The organism is Hyphomicrobium denitrificans ATCC 51888 (assembly GCF_000143145.1).
GTDB lineage: Bacteria > Pseudomonadota > Alphaproteobacteria > Rhizobiales > Hyphomicrobiaceae > Hyphomicrobium_B > Hyphomicrobium_B denitrificans.
In genome coordinates this window covers 3,253,825-3,272,960 of record NC_014313.1, presented here as the reverse complement: position 1 = coordinate 3,272,960, position 19,136 = coordinate 3,253,825, and the positions used below count along the sequence as shown (strand labels likewise).

Below are 19,136 nucleotides of genomic sequence, written 5' to 3'. Positions count from 1 at the left end.
CAATGTATCGGGGTTCAAGGCCCCGTAAATGGCAGATGCCGCATTCTAAACTAATCTATACTAATGGAGTCAAGTTTAAAGTTGCTTATTGCGATTGCGCCGATCGTTTTCTGGAATTCTGATATTGCCCGATCACTTGAAAACGCTGAGTTTAATTCGCATCTCCCCGTTGCCATTTAATCGAGGGGAAGGGTGGCGGCCGTCATGTACATTCGTGACACGTTGCAGGGCTACGGGATTGTTTCGCGCCTGTTCCATTGGATCATGGCGATTGCGATCTTCGGACTGTTCGCGCTCGGCGTATGGATGGTGACGCTCGATTATTATAGTCCATACTATAACGCCGCTCCCAACTTCCACCGCAGCCTCGGAATTCTTGTGCTGATCGCATTACTCGTTCGGTGGCTCTGGCGCGCCGCAAACGTCAGGCCGTCGTCGGAGGAACTCTCGCCTTTTGAACGCAAAGCGGCGCACGTGACGCACGCGGGATTCTACGTACTCCTGCTTGCCTTGCTGATCAGCGGTTACCTTATATCAACTCCGGACGGGCAACCCATCGACGTTTTCGGCTGGTTCGAAGTGCCCTCGATCGTCCAGGCACGTGGTCTCGAAAGCAGCGCCGGATATGTCCATCGCATCATCGCTTATGTCGTCATGGCGCTTGCAGTCCTTCACACGCTTGCCGCGCTGAAGCACCATTTTATCAATAGAGACCGGATTTTGAATCGCATGTGGTCTGGGCCGGTGCGCCCTGCCATTAATCCAGAAGAGGAAAGTCACTGATGAAGATCGTAAAGACCGCCTTTGCCGTTGCAGCACTATCCGCGCTGTCGACGGCGGCGACGGCCGCGGATTATGTCGTCGACACGAAGAACGCGCACGCGTCGATCAATTTCCGCATCAAGCATTTGGGATTCAGCTGGCTTGCGGGCCGCTTCGATAAGTTTACCGGGACGTTCTCCTACGACGACAAGAATCCCGATGCCTCGAAAGTCAAAATCGAGATCGATACGGCGAGCGTCGATACCAATCACGCCGAGCGCGACAAGCATCTCCGCGCCGCTGATTTGCTCGATACCGATAAGTTCCCGACGGCGACTTTCGAAAGCACGAGCGTGAAATCATCGGGTCCGGAAAAGGCAACGGTTTCCGGCAAACTCACGCTGCATGGCGTGACCAAGGACATCGTGATCGAAACGCAGCGCGTTGGCGGCGGCAAAGATCCGTGGGGCGGCTATCGCGACGGCTTCACCGGAACGACGACGCTGAAGCTCGCCGACTTCGGTATCTCACGCGACCTCGGGCCGTTCTCGAAGGAAGTCGAGCTGACCCTCGATATCGAAGGCATCAAGCAGTAATTACCACCTGAAGACGGCGGCGCCGCCGGTCAGTCCGGCTCCCGCCGCCGTCATCAGAACGATATCGCCCGGCGCATACCGATGCTCTTGCGCCGACATCGACAGCGTCAGCGGGATGGTCGCCGCTGAACTATTCCCGAACATCGCAACGGTTGAGCGCGCGCGATCAGGGTCCACACCAATCTGATGCGCCACGGTGCCCATCATGCGCGCGTTCGCCTGATGCGGAATGAAGTGCGTAACGTCTGCCGCCGTGACACCGGCCTTGCGAAGTGCGATCTCCGCAGCATTTGACATCATCGCAACGGCTTTGCTGTAAACCGCCTGCCCGTCCGACAGGATCATCAGCGTTTCGCTGGCATCGAGATCGCGCGCGAATGGCCTGCGGCTGCCGCCTGCTGGGATCGAAATCAAATCGTAGTGCGCGCCTTGCGCCGCCAGATGCGCGCCAACGACGCCGCTATTCTGGCGAGCGCTTGGCGCCAGCAGCACCGCTCCGGCGCCATCCGCAAACAGAACGCTGCTCGCCCGTTCGGCCTCATTGATCCGGCGCGAAAGGATATTCGCGGCAATGACGAGAACCGTGACGCACTGGCTGCGCACGAAGCTGTCCGCCAGCGTCAGCGCATACATGAACCCGGCGCATGCGCCCGCCATGTCGATGCCTCCGGCATTACCGAGCCCGAGACGGTGCGCGACGAGCGGCGCAGTCGGCGGCAACAGATGATCGGGGGTCGATGTCGCGAGCAACAGCAGACCGATATCCTCACGTGCGAGTCCGGCGCGCGTGATCGCCATGTCGCCCGCGCGGATCGCGAGATCGGACAGCGCCTGATCGTTCGCCGCGTACCGCCGCTCATCGATTCCGGTGCGTCGCTTGATCCACCCGGCATCGAGCCCGAGGCGCGCTTCGATTTCTGAGTTCGGAACGATGCGCTCCGGCGCATAATGCCCAAGCCCGATGATCTCGACGCCGCTCATCGCCGGACCTCAACAGCAACTTCGGAGATGGCCGCATAGACGCCATTCAAATCGTCGGCCGTCGCGCAATACGGTGGCATGATGTAGATCGTCGCGCCGAGCGGCCGCAGCAGAACATTGCGGTCGAGAAGTTTTCGCCGCAGCGATAGCGCCACGTCGGCGAGATATCCCGTGCTCGCGCCGCGCAATTCGAATGCCGCGATCGTTCCGATCTGCCGCGCCTTTTCAAATCGCGGATCGTTTGCGATCTGAGCCAAGCACGCGGCCTGCGCCTTGCTCACCGCATCGATACGCGACAGCACCGGCTCGCTCCGCCAGATGTCGAGGTTCGCGGCCGCCGCCGCGCACGCGATCGGATTGGCCGTGTACGAACTCGAATGAAAAAACATGCGCGAACGGTCTTGCGAACAATGCGCGTCGAAAATCGCCTCAGTGCATAGCGTTGCCGCAAGCGGGATCGAACCACCGGTAATGCCCTTCGCGACGCAGATGATGTCCGGCGCAATCTTCGCCTGCTCTGACGCAAACAATGTTCCCGTGCGCCCGAACGCCGTCATCACCTCGTCGGCGATGAACAGCACGTCGTGCCGCTTGCAGATGCGATGCATTTCGGCGAGCGTTTCGGCGTCGTAAATCAGCATGCCGCCCGCGCCGAGGATCAGAGGCTCACAAATGAACGCGGCGACGTCGCCCGCGCGGCAAGCACGTTCGAGCGCATCGAACGTCGTCTGCTCTGCGCCCGCCGCGGGAAACGGAATACGTCCGACGTCGAACAGAAGCGGCTCGTAGGCCGCGTTGAACACGCCGCGCGCGCCCGCCGACATCGTGCCGATCGTGTCGCCGTGATACGCGTGCTCAAGCGCCAGGATGCGCGTGCGCGGCTTGCCGATATTCTTCCAGTATCCGAGCGCCATCTTCAGCGCCACTTCGACCGACGTCGAGCCGCTATCGGAAAAGAAGATGTGGGCGAGGCCGGGCGGCGCAAGCTCGACTAGCCCGCGCGCGACCGCTTCCGCAGGCTCATGCGTGAAGCCCGCGAAGATCACTTGGTCGAGCTTTCCGGCCTGCTCTTGAATGGCGCGCACGATCTTCGGATGACCATGCCCGTGCGTAATCACCCACCAGGACGACACGCCATCGAAAATGCGCCGTCCATCGGCGGTTTCGAGCCACGCACCGTCCGCTCGCGCGATCGCGAGCATGTTCGGTTCGAGGCCGTGCTGCGTAAACGGATGCCAGACGGGCGAGCGGCTCATGGACCTGAGGCTCCGACGCCCAGAATATCCGGAACCGAAAAGTTCGCCGCAAAAGCCTTGCGCAGCGTGTCGCTGTTCAACTCGGAGATATTCGGCAGACGGCCGAGCCGCCGAACGCCGCCGAGTGCCGGAATGATGCTTTCCGTGTCCGGAATTTCGTCCCCGACGAACGCAATGCCGAGGATCGCTACGCCGCGCCGCTTTAGCGCTTCGATCGACAGCAGCGAATGATTGATCGTGCCGAGGCGCGTCGAACTGCACAGCACGACGGGCAGCTTCCACCCGGCGATCACGTCGATTTGCAGCAGACGTCGCGTCAGCGGCACGTCGAGACCTCCGGCAAGCTCGATCACCAGCGGACCTGGGACGTCGCGCGGGCGCAAACGGAGAACGTCGATTTCGACGCCGTCGCGTTCCGCTGCGAAGTGCGGCGATGCTGGCGTGTTGAGCCTGTAGGCTTCAGGCAGAATGCGCAACGCCGGAAGCCCGCTCAGCCGTGCGACAATCTCGGAATCCGTCTCGCCCGCAAGACCCGCCTGGATCGGCTTCCAGTAATAGCCGTCGAGCGCCTGCACCAATGCGGCGGAAAAAATCGTTTTGCCGATATCCGTATCGGTTCCGGCGACGACGATGCGCGTACTCATGCGGCGACCTCCGCTTCGGCAGTCACGAGATCACCGATCAGGCGCGAAAGAACGGCCTCATCGGTGTTGAGCGTGATGGTGAGGCGCAGCCGCGCGGTGCCTTCCGGCACGGTCGGCGGCCGGATGGCGCGGATATCATAGCCGCGAGCCTTCATCGCGGCCGCGAGCGCCAGCGCGGAATTATCGGCGCCGATGATGATCGGCTGGATCTGCGATCCCGATGGCGCGAAGCGCGTCTTCGATTTCAATTCGCGTTCGGCGAAAGCGATGAGTCCATGCAACCTTTCGCGCCGCGCCGGTTCGTCCCTGCAAATCTGAAGCGCCGCGCGAACGGCCGATGCGACGAGCGGCGACGGCGCGGTCGCGTAAATGAAAGCGCGCGCGCGATTGAGCAGAAAATCCCGGATCGTCTTCGGCGCCAGCACCAGCGCACCCATGACGCCGAGCGCCTTGCCGCAGGTATGCAGGGTAATGACGTTGGCGGCGCCTTCGAGATGCGCCGCGAAACCTCTCCCCTCGGGGCCGAACACGCCCGTCGCATGCGCTTCGTCGACGATCAGCATGGCATCATGGCGCGTCGCCAATTGCGCAAGCTCGTCGATCGGCGCCCGGTCGCCATCCATGCTGTACAGGCTTTCGACCACGATCCACGGTTGACCATCGCCGCCCGCAGCGCGCCAGGTTTTGATCGCGTCCTCGATGCTTTGCGGATCGTTGTGCCGCGCAGCCGTCGCTTCGGCTTTCGAAAGCCGCATGCCATCGTGCACGCTGGCGTGAATGAGTTCGTCGTAGACGATCAGGTCGCCACGTGACGGCAGCGTCGCCATCAGCGCCGTGTTCGCGATGAAGCCGCCGCCGAAGAACAACGCCGTCTCCGCGCCGAAAAACGCCGCCGCCTCTGCTTCGAGCGCTTCGTGCTCGGGATGATTGCCGCGCAGCAAGCGCGATCCGCCGGCGCCGATCGGCACGCCACGTTCGATCGCCGCAACGACCGCGTCCGCAAGCGCCCGCGATTGCGCGAGACCCAGATAGTCGTTCGACGTGAAGTCGATCCCGGCTGGCGTGTCGAGCGACCTCAGCCGCCCACGCCGCAGCAGGGCGTCGAGCGCACGCTCATGATTGGAGGGCATCCTGGCGACCCGCGCACGTCGCGGGCTCATGGTCTTGGGTTTGATCGGGTTCGAGTTCGAGCGGCGCGAGGCCGAGCTTGGCAAACAAGAGGCTGTCTTTGTCTTCGCCGGGGTTGTCCGCCGTCAGCAGCGTCTCGCCGACGAAGATCGAGTTGGCGCCTGCGAAGAAGCACAGCGCCTGCATTTCGTCAGTCATGTCGGTGCGGCCCGCGGAGAGCCGCACGAACGACTTCGGCATCAGGATACGCGCGACGGCAATGGTGCGAACGAAATCGATCGGATCGATGCGCTCGGCGTTTTCGAGCGGCGTGCCGGGAATCGCGATCAGCATGTTGATCGGCACGCTTTCGGGATGCTCGTCGAGATTGGCGAGCGTGACCAGCATGTCGACGCGGTCCTCGCGCTCTTCGCCCATACCGACGATGCCGCCCGAGCAGACCTTCATCCCGGCATCGCGCACGCGCGCGAGCGTATCGAGGCGGTCGGCGTAGGTGCGGGTCGTGATGACCTTGTTGTAATAGGCTTCGGAAGTGTCGACGTTGTGATTGTAATAGTCGAGGCCCGCATCGCGCAGCCGCACGATGTCGTTGTCGGTCAACATGCCGAGCGTCATGCACGTTTCCATGCCGAGCCCCTTCACGCCTTCGACCATCGCGACGACGGTATCCATGTCGCGCGCCTTCGGGCTGCGCCATGCCGCGCCCATGCAATAGCGCGTCGCGCCCGCCGCCTTGGCTTTCTTGGCCTCGTTGATGACCCGCTCGACTTCCATAAGCTTCGAAGCCTTGAGCCCGGTCTCGTGATGGGCGGACTGGCTGCAATAGCCGCAGTCTTCGGCGCAGCCACCCGTCTTGATCGATAGCAGCCGGCTCATCTGCACTTTGTTGGGATCGAAGGAGGCCCGGTGCACCATCTGTGCCCGGAACAGCAAATCCATGAACGGCAGATCGTAGAGCGCCATCGCTTCTGCGCGTGTCCAATCGTGACGGGGCGCGGACGCTGCACGGGGTGACGGGCGCGCGGACGCATCGAGTCGGGTCACGTTTGACGTCATGTGCTGGGTGGTCTCCGCAGGATCGACAGGTCCTGATTGCTAATTGTTTCTAGCGCGTCACGCCCCGCCCGCAACCACCAAAATGCCTCTGCCTTTCGCGGCCTGCCCTTGAGGGTCGTCGCGTGCCTTCGCGCGATGGCCCCATTACGTCCGGAGCGACGAAGCTGTAAAAATTTATCATTATTATCAATATGATAAATCGAAAATTCGCTCGGAATTTTACAGCCGATTGACTTCCTGAGCATCGCTGAGTTTGGAAGAATTTCAAATCATGGGAGGGAGCCAGCGCGCGTCCAACAGCGTTTAGCGACCGGCGTTCTTAAAATCCCCTCCCGGTTGCAGGTCGTTCCATGAAGAAAGCAGTCCGTTTAGGGCTTCTAGCTGAGGCGCTCCAAGGCGACGACAGCTTTGTCCAGCGCGGTTTCCTGGCGAAAAAATCCGCCGATAGGCTTCTGGTCGAACGCGACGGACACTTGCGGGGATTTTGGACAGCGGGCGAGGAAGTCTACGTCTGGACGGCAGCGGGCTACACTCAGCCGAGCTTCAGAACCGCGTCGTTACTGGAAGCACTGAAATACACGCTGATTGAAATTGCCAGGCATTGACGAACGGAACCCTGCCGCAGACGCGGTGTCCCAGCCTAATTGAGGTCCTCGGGAAGCTCAGGGAGGATGCCGAACGGAACCCCGTCCTGATGCAACGACTGCGCTTCCTCCGCGGTCGTGCTGCCGCGAATGTTGCGCTCTTCCGCCTCGCCGAAATGAATCTTCCGCGCTTCCTCCGCGAACCGCCCGCCGACGTCCTCGGAATTTTCCATGACGGCTTTTTTGAAAGCGCGCAGCGCGGTCGCCATGGCTGCGGGCGGCGCACTCGGCGCGGCGACAGCAGGCAGTTGCTCCGGCGCTGGAGCACCTTTGTTGCCCCGCGCGGACACGACGGCGGGCGCCATCGGCAGCTTGCTGATCTCCGTGGATGCGCACAGCGGGCAAGTCACAGCGCCTGAGCGCGACTGCTTATCGTAGTCGGCAATACTCCGGAACCAGCTTTCGAACTCGTGGCCGTCAGCGCAGCCCAGGCGGTACTTGATCATCTATTTTCTTATGGTCTCGAGCGGCGATACCCGCTCCTCGACGACGGAGAATACTCGGTCATGCGTCAGAGATGGGATTTTGCGCCGGACTTCGTCAATACGCTGCGTATCGATGTCGCCGATCACGACGCCAGGCTCCGTTCCGCCTTCGCCGAGAATTTCGCCCCACGGCGAGATGATCAGACTATGCCCGAACGTCTCGCGGCCATTTTCATGACGGCCGCCTTGCGCTGCCGCCAGAATGAACGTTTCGGTTTCGATCGCGCGCGCTCTGAGCAGCGTATGCCAATGCGCTTCACCGGTGATGCGCGTGAAGGCGGCAGGCCCCGCAATGAACGACGCTCCGGCCTTGGCGAGTGCTCGGTGCAGCGCCGGAAAGCGAAGGTCGTAGCAAATCGTCAAGCCCAGGCGTCCCCAGGGCAATTCGGAAATCACCGCGTTGGAGCCTGCCTGATAGTTGACGCTTTCGCTGTAGACCTCGCCCTTGCCGAGATCGACGTCGAACATATGGATTTTATCGTAGCGGGCGCTGACGTCGCCATTGGGCGCGAAGAGGTAGGAGCGGTTCGCAAGCCGCCGCTCTCCTATTTTCACCGCCATAGAGCCGATGTGCAGCCAGATTTTCTTGTCCGCCGCAGCCTGGGAAAACGCCGCGAGCGAGGCATTCCCGGCTTCCGGCTTCGTCTCGGCCATGAGCCGCTCGGTATCGACTTCCATCAGCGTCGTGCATTCCGGCGTTTGCACGTACGCGGCCTGCTGCGCCGCCGCCTCGCCGATGAGCGCCACCGCGTCAGCGACATTGCGGGCAACGTCGCGACCGGCGCACATCTGGACCAGCGCCGCCCGGAATACCGATTTGGACGCCGCCTGCGGTGATGCTGTCATCGTCACGATGCCGAAGTCGTCTGTGCGAGAAGCGCGTCGAGCTTGCCGGAGCGTTCGAGATCGAAAAGATCATCGCAACCGCCGACGTGAACGCTGCCGATCCAGATTTGCGGCACCGTGTGCCGCCCGCCCGCGCGGGCTCTCAAGTCCGCGCGCAAATCGCTTCGGCCCGTCAGATCGATCTCCTCGAACGCCGCTCCTTTGCGTCTCAGCAGATCCTTTGCCATGTGGCAGTAACAGCAGTTTCCAGCCGTGTAGACCGTCACCTTATGCATAACGTCGGCGCCTCTCCGTACGCCTCCCAAATCGACCAGCCCAAAACTACCGCGTTCGCGAGGTCATGCAACCTGCATTGCGACATTTGCGCGCCTTTGCCACGGTTTTTCGGCCTCAAGATGAACTGTTGGCAACGATCGCGAGCGCCAGCACGTCGACGCGCCGCGCACCGGCGCGTTTCAGCGTCAGAGCAGCTGCGGAAGCCGTGGCGCCTGTGGTGATGACATCGTCGACCAGAACTATGTTTTTTCCCGAGATCGACGCGATTTCATTCGACGGCACACGAAAGACGCCGGACACGTTCCGCTGGCGCTGGGCGCGCGTAAGCCCAACCTGATGCGGCGTCGAGCGCGACCGGACGAGCGCGAACGGTCTCACCGGCTTCTTCGCGAGCCGTCCTGTTTCGGCTGCAAGAATTTGGGCTTGATTGAACCGCCGCGAGAGGAGCCGCCAGCGCGCGAGCGGCGCAGGGACGAGCACGTCGGCGTCATCCAGCAGCTCGCGGCCGGCTTCCGTCAGCCAGCGTCCAAAAAGATGGCGCGCATGATGCGTGTCGTGGAATTTGAACGCATGGATGAGTTCCCGCATCACCCCGTCGAAGCTCGCGACAGCGCGGACGCGGTCGAAGTCCGGAGGGTCTGCCACGGCGGCGGCGGAAACCATTCGCCCGCCCGTGTCGTAGGGTAATGGCAGGCCGAGCCGATCACACAGCGGCGGCCTGACGAAATTCACCCGTCGCCAGCAAGCCGGACAAAGCGCATCATGCGCCGTAATATGGGTCCGGCAGGCGAGGCAGAGCGGCGGAAGCAAGACATCGAGTGCTGATCGTCCGGCGCGCCCGAAAGCGCGAAAGAGTCGCGCAGCACGAGTCTCTGGCGCTGTGTCATCTTGCAGCGCAAAATTTTGCTCATCGGTCGTCGATCGTGCCGTCATTGCTGCAACTTAGCGCAATGCCGCATCGGCAGCGAGACCTTCATGGACGGATTGCGATGGCAGGCGCGCCGCAGATTTTCGACCAGAAACTGATCCGGGAGCGGCGAAACCGCATCGCGGCCCAGGGTGATGCCGAGTTGCCGGATTTTCTCCTGTCTCGCGTTGCCGACGACTTTGCGGATCGCTTGAGCATCGTGCGCCGCGACTTCGCGGTGGCTGCGAGCGTCGGCGCATACCACGGCCTGCTCGCCGCGCGCCTTCGCGAGCTTCCGAACATCGGCGAGATCGTCGATGTCGAGCCGTCCGAGCGCTGCCTCGAGCTTTCGACGGCACAAAAGGTGGCGGCGAAAGACGATGCCCTGCCGTTCGCACCGCAAAGCCTCGATCTCGTCGTGTCGGGCCTCTCGCTGCATCTGATCAACGATATTCCGGGCGTGCTCGCGCAGATCAACCGTGCCCTGAAGCCCGATGGGCTTTTCCTCGGAGCGCTCCTCGGCGGCGAAACACTGAGAGAATTGCGCGAGTCATGGTTGCTCGCCGAAGAGGAACTCTACGGCGGGGCCTCGCCCCGCGTCGCGCCGTTCGCCGATGTGCGCGAGTTGGGGAGCTTGCTGCAGCGCGCCGGTTTCGCGCTTCCCGTCGCCGACAGCGATCCGGTGCGCGTGACGTATGGGTCGCCCTTGGCGTTGATGCGCGACCTGAAGGCGATGGCGGCAAGCAACATGCTGATCGAGCGCAGCCGCAAGCCCGTCTCGCGTCGCCTGCTGCTGCGAGCCGCTGAAGTCTATCAGGAAAGCTTCGGTCTGCCCGACGGCCGTATTCCCGCAACCTTCGAGATCATCACGCTGACCGGCTGGGTGCCGCACGAAAGCCAGCAGAAACCGCTCGCGCCAGGCTCGGCGAAAGTGCGGTTGTCCGACGCGCTGAAACCTAAGTCTAAGCCAGATAATCCCGGAGCCAAGGAATAAGGGGCTCGTCCGCGGGCGGCATGCGGTAGCGCGAAAGGTGCAGCGCCCGGACCCACTCGATGGTTTGCCCTTCGCGCGGCGCAATCTCGCCGTCCCACGTCCGGCAAACATAAAGCGGCATCAGAAGATGGAAGTCGTCGTAGGCGTGGCTCGCGAAGTTGAACGGCGCGAGGCACGTCCGGCAGAGATCGACGCTGAGCTCTTCCTTGATCTCGCGGCAGAGCGCGTCCTCGGGCGTTTCGCCGGGCTCGATCTTGCCGCCCGGAAACTCCCAGAACCCTGCCATCGGCTTATTGGCGGGGCGCTGGGCGATCAGCACGCGCTTGTCGTCGTCGATCAATGCGACGGCGGCGACGAGAACGAGCCGCTTCGTCATCGCCGCCTCAGAACGTATGCCGTCTCCTGGAGTGCAGAGACGCCGCGCCGGCGCAGATTGCCGCTGGCATCCAGTCCGTCGCGCGCTTCGAGCACCTGAATGTCGAACGTATCGCCGTAAAGTCGCTCGACCTCGGCGCGCGGCACCGAGAATGGCGGTCCGGACATTTCATGCTCGGGGTATTCGAGCGCAACGAGGAAGATGATCGCCGAACTCGGGATGATGCTGGCGAGCTTTTTCGCGTAGCGCTCCCGGAGATCTGTGGGGAGCGCAATCAGTGCCGCCCGGTCGTAGACCGCAACGGTATCGCGCACCATGTCGGGCGACGTTTCGAAAAAGTCACCGCGGTAGAGATTGAACGGCCCGGCGGAATAGAGATCGAACGGCCCCTCCGACCGAATTTCGGGAGTCTGGCCGCCGTCCTTGAAAAATTCCCGAACCGCGACGTCCGAAAGCTCGACGCCGATGACGCGATGTCCCTGCGTCGCGAGCCAGACCATGTCGCAGCTCTTGCCAGCCAAAGGCACGAAGACCGCGCTTGCGACCGGCAGATTGAGCGTCGGCCAGAAGCGTGTCAGTTGCTCGTGAACGTGGGGCTGATGAAAACCAATGTCTCGCCGTTTCCAGCGCTCCGTCCAGAAAGCCTTTTCCATCCGTCTCTACGTTCAGCTCCGATAGTCTGCGTTGATCGACACATAGTCGTGTGTCAGGTCACAAGTCCAGACCGTCGCCGAGGCCTTGCCGACGCCAACTGCGATGCGGATCACGATTTCGCGATTCTTCATGTAGGCCGCCGCCGTCTTTTCATCGTAGTCGGGAGCCCGTTCGCCGTCGCGCGCCACGCAATGCGGGCCGAACCAGATGGAGAGTTTGTCGCGGTCCGCCGCTTCGCCGGATTTGCCGACAGCCATGACGACCCGGCCCCAGTTCGGGTCTTCTCCCGCGATCGCGGTCTTCAGGATCGGCGAATTGGCGCACGAGAGCGCGATGGTGCGCGCCGCCTCCCAGGATTTCGCACCCTCCACCTCGAACGTCACGAACTTCGACAGCCCTTCGCCGTCCTTGGCGACCTGAATGGCGAGGTCCTGCATCAAATCGTGCAGCGCGTCCGAAAACGCCGCGAGCTTCTTCGACTTCGCCTTCGTCACCGGCTTCTGACCGCGTTCGGCGGCATGTCCGGTCGCAAACACGAGGCACGTGTCGCTCGTGGACGTATCGCCGTCGACCGTCATGCAGTTGAAAGTCGTCTTGACGTGTTCGCCGACGAGGTCTTGCAGCGCGTCAGCGGGGATCGCCGCATCGGTGAAGATGAAGCACAGCATCGTCGCCATGTCGGGCGCGATCATGCCCGCGCCCTTGCAGAAGCCGTTGATCGTCACTTCCGTGTCGCCGATCAGCGCCTTGCGCGTGGCGAGCTTCGGATAAGTGTCGGTCGTCATGATGGCACGGGCGGCGGCTTCAAAAGCATCGGCCTCGGCGTTTTTCGCGAGTTTCGCCAGCAAATGCGCGAACTTTGTCGCGTCGAGCGGTTCGCCGATGACGCCCGTCGAGGCGACGAAGACGTTATGCGGCCGGCAGCCGACCGCTTCGACAGCGTGCTCGACCGTGATGTCGACGGCATCGCTGCCCTTTTTGCCCGTGAAGGCGTTGGCGTTGCCCGAGTTGACGACAAGCGCCCGCGCCGAACCCTTCTTGAGATGCTTGCGGCAGAGAAGCACCGGCGCCGACGCCGTCTTCGATTGGGTCAACACGCCCGCGACCGACGTGCCTTCATCGAGCACGGCGAGCAGCAGATCGGTTCGCTTCTTGTAGCGGATGCCGGCCTCGGCCGTCGCGAATGTCACGCCGTCGATGGGCGGAAGCTTGGCAAGAACCGATGGCGCGAACGGTGAAACGTCAGAGACTTTGCCCATGAAACCCTCCGCTATGGCATGCGGCTCCGTGAAACAGATCGGGCCGCCATAATCAAGCGGCCCGATCCAGAAAATCAAAAGGTTGCGTCTCGATGCAGGCCGTTATGGCTTCGGCGCATCCTTCGGAGCGTCTGCAGGAGGCGCCGCCGGTGCGGTCGACGGCGCTGCGCTCGGAGCCGCCTGCTTGGCGATCATCGCATTGCGCTCGTCGATCGACTTTTTGATCTCCGGATCGACGATCTCGATCTTGGCGTTGGCGCGAAGTTCCGTCGCCGTTTTCTGAGCCTTCTGCAGGAGCAGCGACTGCGCGATGCGGTCCTTGACGATTTCGAAGGCGGGCGGCTGCTTCGTCCGGCTATCTTCCAGCTTGACGAGATGCCATCCGAACTGGGTCTTCACCGGCGCGGAAACCTCGCCCTTCTTCAGCTTGAAGACAACCTCTTCGAACTGCGGCACCATCTGACCGTGGCCGAAATAGCCGAGATTGCCGCCGTCGTCCTTCGAGCCCGGATCTTTCGAGTTTTCCTTCGCGAGCTGGGCGAAATCCGCGCCTTTATCGAGCTTCGCCTTGAGTTCTTTGGCCTGCTCTTCGGTTTCGACCAGGATATGGCGCGCCGAAACTTCTTCTTCCGGCTTCAGAAGCTTCACCTGATCGTCATAGATCTTGCGCGCATCCGCGTCGCTGACCGAACCCTTGATGACCTTCTCGAAATACAGCTCTCTCAGCGCCCGGCGCTTGAGATAGGCGAGGCGCGTCTCGAAGTCGGGGCCCTGATCAAGCTTGGCCTTTTCGCCCGCTTCGGCAAAAAGCTGGTTGTCGATGAGGAACTCGAGCAGCGAAGTGCGCTTCTGCGGGCCGGGCATCGTGCCCATGTCGCTGCCGATTTCGCTTTCCGCGACGGCGAGATCGCCCTCCGTGATCGGCTTCCCGTCGATGGTGGCGACGACCTTATCCTGCGCGAAGGCCTGAATGCCAGGCGCCCCCAGAAGCGCGACCGCGAATGCGACCGTAAAGGCGGTAGGGAAGATGCGCTTCATAGGTGTAAGCTCCGAAGTTTGGATGAGAAATGCCCGCCAGACCGATTTTCGGCGCATAGCTGCGTCAGTCCATGCAGGCCGCAAGCGGACGGGCCTCGATAACGGCCTGGGGTTGGAAAACCAAGTTAATATTTGAACAGACCGGCAAAATTTGAACGCTGGGAGACACGCTTCTGAACATTGACAGTCGGGGGGACGAGTTCTTATGTCTGCCCCAGATCGGCGCGGGTTTCGGCCCGTTCGGACCACGTGAGATTGCCGAGGGAACGTGATGCAGGCGTGGCGGGGAGGCCCTTGCCGCGCATTTTCTGCTGAATGGAACCTCAGCTGAACGCAACCCTTGCCCGGGCGCACTGACGCGTGCGGGCTGATGCTGACGTTAGGACGGATTTCAAGATGCTCTCGTTCGGTGGCTTCGCTTCGAAAATCTTCGGTTCGTCGAATGAACGCAAGGTCAAGGGTTTCAGGGCCCGGGTCGCGGCGATCAACGCACTCGAAAGTGAAGTGCAGGCGCTGACCGATGACGAGCTGCGCGCTCGCACGGAAGAGTTTCGCAAGGAACTCGCGGCCGGCAAGACGCTCGACGATCTGCTCGTCCCCGCCTTCGCCACGGTTCGCGAAGCCGCCAAGCGCACGCTCGGCCAACGCCACTTCGATGTGCAGCTGATCGGCGGCATGGTTCTGCATCAGGGCGACATCGCCGAGATGCGAACCGGCGAAGGCAAGACCTTGGTCGCCACGCTTCCAGTCTATCTGAACGCCTTGAACAGCAAGGGCGTGCACGTCGTCACCGTCAACGACTACCTCGCCAAGCGCGACGCTGAATGGATGGGTCAGGTCTACAGCTTCCTCGGCCTGACCGTCGGCATCATCGTTCATGATATGTCGGATGAGCAACGCAAGCTCGCCTATGCCTGCGACGTGACTTATGCGACGAACAACGAACTCGGCTTCGACTATCTCCGCGACAACATGAAGATGGGTCGCGACGAGATGGTGCAGCGTCCGCACGTCTACGCGATCGTCGACGAAGTCGACTCGATCCTGATCGACGAAGCGCGTACGCCGCTGATCATTTCGGGCCCGCTCGAAGATCGCGCCGAGCTGTATCAGACGATCGACGAAATGATGAAAATCGTCGAGCCGGGTGATTTCGAGCTGGACGAAAAGCAGCGCCAGGTGTCGTTCACCGAAGGCGGCAACGAGAAGATGGAGAATGCTCTCGAGCAGGCCGGAATGCTCAAGGGCACGCTGTACGACATCGACAACGTCACGATCGTTCACCACCTCACGCAGGCGCTGAAGGCGCACAAGCTGTTCCAGCGCGATAAGGACTACATCGTCAAAGGCGGCGAAGTCGTCATCATCGACGAATTTACCGGCCGCATGATGCCGGGCCGGCGCTATTCGGAAGGTCTTCACCAGGCGCTCGAAGCCAAAGAGCACGTCGAGATCCAGCCTGAGAACCAGACGCTCGCCTCGATCACGTTCCAGAATTACTTCCGCCTTTACAAAAAGCTCGGCGGCATGACCGGCACGGCAATGACCGAAGCCGACGAGTTCATGGATATTTATGGCCTGCAGGTCGTCGACATTCCGACGAACCTTCCCGTGAGCCGTATCGACGAAGACGACGAAATCTATCGCACGCAAAAGGAAAAGCTTGCGGCGATCGTCCAGTCGATCGCGGAAGCCAAGGAGCGCGGCCAGCCGATCCTCGTCGGCACGACGTCGATCGAGAAGTCGGAGCAGCTTTCCGAGCTTCTCAAGGATCATAAATACCTGCGCGAACTCGCAAGCTCGCTCGAGAAGAATGCGAGCGAACTGAAGCCCGGCAAGGAAGACGAGCTGCGCAAGCACTTCACCGACATGGCGGCGCTGCTGACGAAGTTCGCAACCGAATCGAAGGGCAAGAAGCAGGCGATCGAGCATAGCGTTCTGAACGCCCGCTATCACGAGCAGGAAGCCAACATCGTCGCGCAGGCCGGCGTCCCGGGCGCCGTCACGATCGCAACGAACATGGCCGGCCGCGGCACCGACATTCAGCTCGGCGGTAACGCCGAGTTCCGTCTGCGCGACTGGATCGCGGAAGAAACCGCGAAAGGCACGGCTCCGGCCGAAGACGCCATCAAGAGCAAGCGCGCCGAGCTTATCGCCGACGTTGCCCAGAAAAAGCAGAAGGCGCTCGAAGCCGGCGGCCTTTACGTGCTCGCGACCGAACGCCACGAAAGCCGCCGCATCGACAACCAGCTGCGCGGCCGCTCTGGCCGTCAAGGCGATCCGGGCCGCTCCAAATTCTATCTCGCGCTCGATGACGATCTGATGCGGATCTTCGGCTCGGAGCGCATGGAAAAGGTGCTGCAGACGTTGGGCCTCAAGGAAGGCGAGGCGATCACGCATCCGTGGATGAACAAGTCGCTCGAGACCGCGCAGAAGAAGGTCGAGCAGCGCAACTTCGACATCCGCAAGCAGATCCTGAAGTACGACGACGTGATGAATGACCAGCGCAAGGTCATCTTCGATCAGCGTCTCGAGATCATGGGCGAAGACGACGTCTCCGAAACGGTCGTCGAGCTTCGCAACGAACTCATCGATCAGCTCGTGACGCGCTTCATCCCGCCGACGGCCTACGCCGAGCAGTGGGACACGGTGGGCCTCAAGCAGCAGGTGCAGGAAGTCTTCGCCCTCGATCTTCCGATCGACGCCTGGGCGGCCGAAGAAGGCATCGCCGACGAGGAAATCAAGGAGCGCATTCGCTCTGCCGTCGAAGCCAAGGTCGAGGAAAAGACGAAGGAACTCGGACCGGAGCTTTATCGCCAGATCGAAAAGATGGTGCTGCTCCAGACGCTCGATCATCTCTGGCGCGAGCATCTCGTGACGCTCGAACATTTGCGCCAGGTCATCGGCTTCCGCGCTTACGGTCAGAAAGACCCGCTCAACGAGTACAAGAGCGAAGGCTTCATCCTGTTCGAAAACATGCTCGGACGCCTGCGCGAAAACGTGACGGGCCAGCTGATGCACGTCGAGCTTGCGCCGCCTGAGGATCAGCCTGCGTTGCAGCCGGTGGAACTCCCACCGATGGTGGCGCACCACGTCGACGCGACGACCGGACTGGATGAGTTCGAACAGAATCCCGAGCTTGCGATGGCCGATGCCGCGATCGCCGGCGCTCGTGCCCGCCGCAATGCGCCGCCCGAGCCTGAGAAGCGTGCGCCGCTTCAGAGCCGCCGCGGCGAAGGCGCTGTCGATCCGAATGATCCGGCGACCTGGGGCCGCGTCTCTCGCAATGCCCTTTGCCCGTGCGGCTCAGGCAAGAAATACAAGCATTGCCACGGCAAGATGGATTGAACGTGATGCCGATGGACTGATCCAAGATCAGCCCATCGGCGTTCGTTTTTCCGCGATCGTCAGTGACCGCTCATCTTCGTTCCGGCGGTTGCGGGAGCTTCCGATGCGCTCGCCTCGGCGCTGCCATGCCCGCCGGCCGCGATGCGGTCAGAGAGCGCCAGCAGCACGCTCGAGACGACGAACACGATGTGAATGATCACCAGCCAGAACAGTTCTTTTTCGCGCTCCGGCGTAATGGTTCCGAGTGACATGAACTGACGCAGCAGCTGCACGGCCGAGATCGCGACGATCGACGACAGCATCTTGAGCTTCAACGCCGCGAAATCGATCGTACCCATCCATTCCGGCCGGTCGCCATGGGTCGAATGATCCATCCGCGACACGAAATTTTCGTAGCCCGAGAAGATCACGATAATCAGTAGCGATCCGGTCAGCGTCAGATCGACGAGCGTCAGCAGCCCAAGGATGACGTCGGATTCGGTCGAGACGAACGCAGTCTGCGCGAGATGCAGAAGCTCCATCAAGAACTTGATGAGCAGCACGAAGAGCGCCAGCGCAAGTCCGAAGTAGAACGGCGCCAGCAGCCAGCGTGAGCTGAACAGCATGCTCTCAAGAAAAATCTCTACCCGCTTGATGACGGTCTTCTCTGCCATGTGTTTCCGAGCCTTTCGCAGTTGCGATATCACGCTTCTATCGCAAGCTCATCCAGCCGAGCAAGTTCCGTCGTGCAGGTGCGAAATGAGGCCAGATCAGCGCCAGGTCAACGGATCAGCGGCCAGGAAAACATCGGCGCGGCTGGCGCTTCGCCGTCGAGGCTCGATTGGACCTGCGGGATCGGTCGCGCCGTCTCTGGCGATTGCGACGCGAGCCTTGGCGTGAAAGGCGTCGGATACGGCACGTCGCGCAGCCACTGATCCTGTTCGCGGATCGCGGTCAGCGTCGGCCCGCAGGCTTCGAGCGGCCCGGCAGACTCCCGCACCTGCGTCTCGCGGAAAATATAGCGCCCGCTGCACACGCCGATGATGGGCGGACGCTTCGTCTGCTCGAAGAGGTCGTAGCCCTCCTTGAGATTCGTCCAGAACGCCTTCCACGGCGACGCGTCCTGCGCCGCCAGGTTTTTGTCGGTCATGCGAAACGGAAACACATGCACCGGCACGATCTGCTCGCCGCCGTCCATCGCCGCGAGGGTCATTTGATGGATTTCATCCGAGACCGGGTTCGTCATCGCGAAACAGCCGATGGACGAGCAGCCGCCGTGCACCAGGATGCTCGACCCCGTGCGTGCCTGAGACTGATCGAGGATGTTCGGGAAGCCGAGATCGAGCGACCTTGGCCAGCGCCCAACATGACGCGTCTGCGAGCGCGATAGCGTGTAATAGCCTTCCGGAGCCTGCCGGTCGCCATCGCGCAGCTTCGGCCCGAGCGTTCCGGACCAATGGCAGATCGGATAGGTCGCGAAGAGAATGTAGCCGCCGCCCTTCTGCTTCCAGATCTCAAGCTCCGACTCGGCTTTGAAGATGCGGATCAGAATTGGATCGGCGAGGGTGACGCCCTTGTCCCGCAGTCGCGCCTGCAGGAAAGCGACGTTCGGCGTGCCCGGCAGCGGCAGGGCTCCAGCGGCGGCGGCCCGCTGGCGCTCGACGCGGTCGGCAGCGACGTCCTTGAGCTCGATGGTCAGCGCCTGCGCGGCGCCAATGCCGGCGATGGCAAAAGCCAACGCCGCAAAAGCCGTCCTGCGAAGTACGTTTGGAAGTGACATGGATGGTTCGCGACCGAATATCCGCCTGCGCGCAGCGGATAGTATCGCTCACCATCTTCAAATCGAAGTGTCTTTTTGAACACCCGCGCCGGAAATGCGGGTCTGCGGCACCTCAAGTTGGGCGCCG

At 61.9% G+C, this 19,136-nt stretch carries 20 protein-coding genes and 1 pseudogene; 5 read left to right on the top strand and 16 right to left on the bottom strand.

The window, feature by feature from the left end:
- Positions 1-204 precede the first annotated feature (204 nt).
- Both HDEN_RS15820 and HDEN_RS15815 read left to right on the top strand, forming a co-directional pair.
- Positions 205-783 (top strand): cytochrome b, encoded by a 579-nt coding sequence (locus tag HDEN_RS15820; protein WP_013217153.1) that lies wholly within the window; start codon positions 205-207, stop codon positions 781-783.
- A complete protein-coding gene (locus HDEN_RS15815) occupies positions 783-1,358 on the top strand; it encodes a YceI family protein (protein WP_013217152.1) in 576 nt (191 codons plus the stop codon). Before HDEN_RS15820 ends, HDEN_RS15815 begins: the two co-directional genes overlap by 1 nt.
- Here the strand turns inward: HDEN_RS15815 and HDEN_RS15810 are convergent, their stop codons facing one another.
- Genes HDEN_RS15810 through bioB form a run of 5 tightly spaced genes read right to left on the bottom strand, consistent with a single transcriptional unit; the run spans position 1,359 to position 6,423 of the window.
- The gene (locus tag HDEN_RS15810; protein ID WP_013217151.1) at positions 1,359-2,339 is read right to left on the bottom strand and encodes a beta-ketoacyl-ACP synthase III; all 981 of its coding nucleotides are present in this window, start codon (positions 2,337-2,339) and stop codon (positions 1,359-1,361) included.
- Positions 2,336-3,595: an adenosylmethionine--8-amino-7-oxononanoate transaminase gene (locus HDEN_RS15805; RefSeq protein WP_013217150.1), complete on the bottom strand. Its 1,260-nt coding sequence runs from the start codon at positions 3,593-3,595 to the stop codon at positions 2,336-2,338. The genes HDEN_RS15810 and HDEN_RS15805 overlap by 4 nt, the downstream gene beginning before the upstream one ends.
- On the bottom strand, positions 3,592-4,239 hold the full coding sequence (gene bioD / locus HDEN_RS15800) for a dethiobiotin synthase (RefSeq protein ID WP_013217149.1): 648 nt from the start codon (positions 4,237-4,239) through the stop codon (positions 3,592-3,594). The genes HDEN_RS15805 and bioD overlap by 4 nt, the downstream gene beginning before the upstream one ends.
- Positions 4,236-5,369, bottom strand: a complete 1,134-nt coding sequence (locus HDEN_RS15795; protein ID WP_013217148.1) for an 8-amino-7-oxononanoate synthase — start codon at positions 5,367-5,369, stop codon at positions 4,236-4,238. Before HDEN_RS15795 ends, bioD begins: the two co-directional genes overlap by 4 nt.
- Positions 5,353-6,423, bottom strand: a complete 1,071-nt coding sequence (gene bioB / locus HDEN_RS15790) for a biotin synthase BioB (RefSeq protein ID WP_013217147.1) — start codon at positions 6,421-6,423, stop codon at positions 5,353-5,355. Before bioB ends, HDEN_RS15795 begins: the two co-directional genes overlap by 17 nt.
- 350 nt (positions 6,424-6,773) lie before the next feature.
- Between bioB and HDEN_RS15785 the strand changes: the two genes are divergently transcribed.
- Entirely contained in the window at positions 6,774-7,028 is a 255-nt protein-coding gene (locus HDEN_RS15785) for a hypothetical protein (RefSeq protein ID WP_013217146.1), read from the top strand.
- Between the two features lie 35 nt (positions 7,029-7,063).
- On the opposite strand, the gene HDEN_RS15780 is transcribed toward HDEN_RS15785, so the two are convergent.
- The 5 genes and pseudogenes from HDEN_RS15780 to HDEN_RS18525 form a co-directional block, all read right to left on the bottom strand.
- Positions 7,064-7,513, bottom strand: a complete 450-nt coding sequence (locus HDEN_RS15780) for a DUF1178 family protein (RefSeq protein ID WP_013217145.1) — start codon at positions 7,511-7,513, stop codon at positions 7,064-7,066.
- Entirely contained in the window at positions 7,514-8,398 is an 885-nt protein-coding gene (locus HDEN_RS15775) for a carbon-nitrogen hydrolase family protein (RefSeq protein WP_013217144.1), read from the bottom strand. It lies immediately after the preceding gene.
- Positions 8,399-8,400: 2 nt separating this feature from the next.
- Positions 8,401-8,673, bottom strand: a complete 273-nt coding sequence (gene grxC / locus HDEN_RS15770; protein ID WP_013217143.1) for a glutaredoxin 3 — start codon at positions 8,671-8,673, stop codon at positions 8,401-8,403.
- Positions 8,674-8,788: 115 nt separating this feature from the next.
- Positions 8,789-9,337, bottom strand: coding sequence for a ComF family protein (locus HDEN_RS15765; RefSeq protein WP_245256806.1), 549 nt, complete (start codon positions 9,335-9,337; stop codon positions 8,789-8,791).
- Positions 9,338-9,361: 24 nt separating this feature from the next.
- Positions 9,362-9,607, bottom strand: a pseudogene (locus HDEN_RS18525) (double zinc ribbon domain-containing protein); the annotation flags it as partial.
- A 56-nt stretch (positions 9,608-9,663) separates the two neighbouring features.
- On the opposite strand from HDEN_RS18525, the gene HDEN_RS15760 reads away from it, so the two are divergent.
- Entirely contained in the window at positions 9,664-10,575 is a 912-nt protein-coding gene (locus HDEN_RS15760; protein ID WP_013217141.1) for a methyltransferase domain-containing protein, read from the top strand.
- On the opposite strand, the gene mutT is transcribed toward HDEN_RS15760, so the two are convergent.
- The 4 genes from mutT to HDEN_RS15740 form a co-directional block, all read right to left on the bottom strand.
- Complete coding sequence (gene mutT / locus HDEN_RS15755) at positions 10,544-10,951, bottom strand: 8-oxo-dGTP diphosphatase MutT (protein WP_013217140.1); 408 nt, start codon at positions 10,949-10,951, stop codon at positions 10,544-10,546. The two genes, HDEN_RS15760 and mutT, sit on opposite strands and share 32 nt — an antisense overlap.
- Complete coding sequence (locus HDEN_RS15750) at positions 10,948-11,604, bottom strand: thiopurine S-methyltransferase (protein ID WP_013217139.1); 657 nt, start codon at positions 11,602-11,604, stop codon at positions 10,948-10,950. The genes mutT and HDEN_RS15750 overlap by 4 nt, the downstream gene beginning before the upstream one ends.
- 12 nt (positions 11,605-11,616) lie before the next feature.
- Positions 11,617-12,864 (bottom strand): bifunctional glutamate N-acetyltransferase/amino-acid acetyltransferase ArgJ, encoded by a 1,248-nt coding sequence (argJ, locus tag HDEN_RS15745; RefSeq protein ID WP_013217138.1) that lies wholly within the window; start codon positions 12,862-12,864, stop codon positions 11,617-11,619.
- 102 nt (positions 12,865-12,966) lie between these two features.
- Positions 12,967-13,902, bottom strand: a complete 936-nt coding sequence (locus HDEN_RS15740) for a peptidylprolyl isomerase (protein ID WP_013217137.1) — start codon at positions 13,900-13,902, stop codon at positions 12,967-12,969.
- A 396-nt stretch (positions 13,903-14,298) separates the two neighbouring features.
- Here HDEN_RS15740 and secA point away from each other — a divergent pair, with 396 nt between their 5' ends.
- Positions 14,299-17,250, top strand: a complete 2,952-nt coding sequence (gene secA, locus HDEN_RS15735) for a preprotein translocase subunit SecA (protein WP_013217136.1) — start codon at positions 14,299-14,301, stop codon at positions 17,248-17,250.
- 59 nt (positions 17,251-17,309) lie between these two features.
- Here secA and HDEN_RS15730 read toward each other — a convergent pair whose 3' ends face one another.
- A complete protein-coding gene (locus HDEN_RS15730; RefSeq protein ID WP_013217135.1) occupies positions 17,310-17,903 on the bottom strand; it encodes a TIGR00645 family protein in 594 nt (197 codons plus the stop codon).
- 107 nt (positions 17,904-18,010) lie between these two features.
- Positions 18,011-19,009 (bottom strand): L,D-transpeptidase family protein, encoded by a 999-nt coding sequence (locus HDEN_RS15725; RefSeq protein WP_049775346.1) that lies wholly within the window; start codon positions 19,007-19,009, stop codon positions 18,011-18,013.
- Positions 19,010-19,136 lie beyond the last annotated feature (127 nt).

Coding starts and splice junctions, on each gene's coding strand:
- HDEN_RS15820 (WP_013217153.1), top strand. CDS start 205: ATGTACATTCGTGACACGTTGCAGGGCTACGGGATTGTTTCGCGCCTG.
- HDEN_RS15815 (WP_013217152.1), top strand. CDS start 783: ATGAAGATCGTAAAGACCGCCTTTGCCGTTGCAGCACTATCCGCGCTG.
- HDEN_RS15810 (WP_013217151.1), bottom strand. CDS start 2,339: ATGAGCGGCGTCGAGATCATCGGGCTTGGGCATTATGCGCCGGAGCGC.
- HDEN_RS15805 (WP_013217150.1), bottom strand. CDS start 3,595: ATGAGCCGCTCGCCCGTCTGGCATCCGTTTACGCAGCACGGCCTCGAA.
- bioD (WP_013217149.1), bottom strand. CDS start 4,239: ATGAGTACGCGCATCGTCGTCGCCGGAACCGATACGGATATCGGCAAA.
- HDEN_RS15795 (WP_013217148.1), bottom strand. CDS start 5,369: ATGCCCTCCAATCATGAGCGTGCGCTCGACGCCCTGCTGCGGCGTGGG.
- bioB (WP_013217147.1), bottom strand. CDS start 6,423: ATGACGTCAAACGTGACCCGACTCGATGCGTCCGCGCGCCCGTCACCC.
- HDEN_RS15785 (WP_013217146.1), top strand. CDS start 6,774: ATGAAGAAAGCAGTCCGTTTAGGGCTTCTAGCTGAGGCGCTCCAAGGC.
- HDEN_RS15780 (WP_013217145.1), bottom strand. CDS start 7,513: ATGATCAAGTACCGCCTGGGCTGCGCTGACGGCCACGAGTTCGAAAGC.
- HDEN_RS15775 (WP_013217144.1), bottom strand. CDS start 8,398: ATGACAGCATCACCGCAGGCGGCGTCCAAATCGGTATTCCGGGCGGCG.
- grxC (WP_013217143.1), bottom strand. CDS start 8,673: ATGCATAAGGTGACGGTCTACACGGCTGGAAACTGCTGTTACTGCCAC.
- HDEN_RS15765 (WP_245256806.1), bottom strand. CDS start 9,337: ATGGTTTCCGCCGCCGCCGTGGCAGACCCTCCGGACTTCGACCGCGTC.
- HDEN_RS15760 (WP_013217141.1), top strand. CDS start 9,664: ATGGCAGGCGCGCCGCAGATTTTCGACCAGAAACTGATCCGGGAGCGG.
- mutT (WP_013217140.1), bottom strand. CDS start 10,951: ATGACGAAGCGGCTCGTTCTCGTCGCCGCCGTCGCATTGATCGACGAC.
- HDEN_RS15750 (WP_013217139.1), bottom strand. CDS start 11,604: ATGGAAAAGGCTTTCTGGACGGAGCGCTGGAAACGGCGAGACATTGGT.
- argJ (WP_013217138.1), bottom strand. CDS start 12,864: ATGGGCAAAGTCTCTGACGTTTCACCGTTCGCGCCATCGGTTCTTGCC.
- HDEN_RS15740 (WP_013217137.1), bottom strand. CDS start 13,902: ATGAAGCGCATCTTCCCTACCGCCTTTACGGTCGCATTCGCGGTCGCG.
- secA (WP_013217136.1), top strand. CDS start 14,299: ATGCTCTCGTTCGGTGGCTTCGCTTCGAAAATCTTCGGTTCGTCGAAT.
- HDEN_RS15730 (WP_013217135.1), bottom strand. CDS start 17,903: ATGGCAGAGAAGACCGTCATCAAGCGGGTAGAGATTTTTCTTGAGAGC.
- HDEN_RS15725 (WP_049775346.1), bottom strand. CDS start 19,009: ATGTCACTTCCAAACGTACTTCGCAGGACGGCTTTTGCGGCGTTGGCT.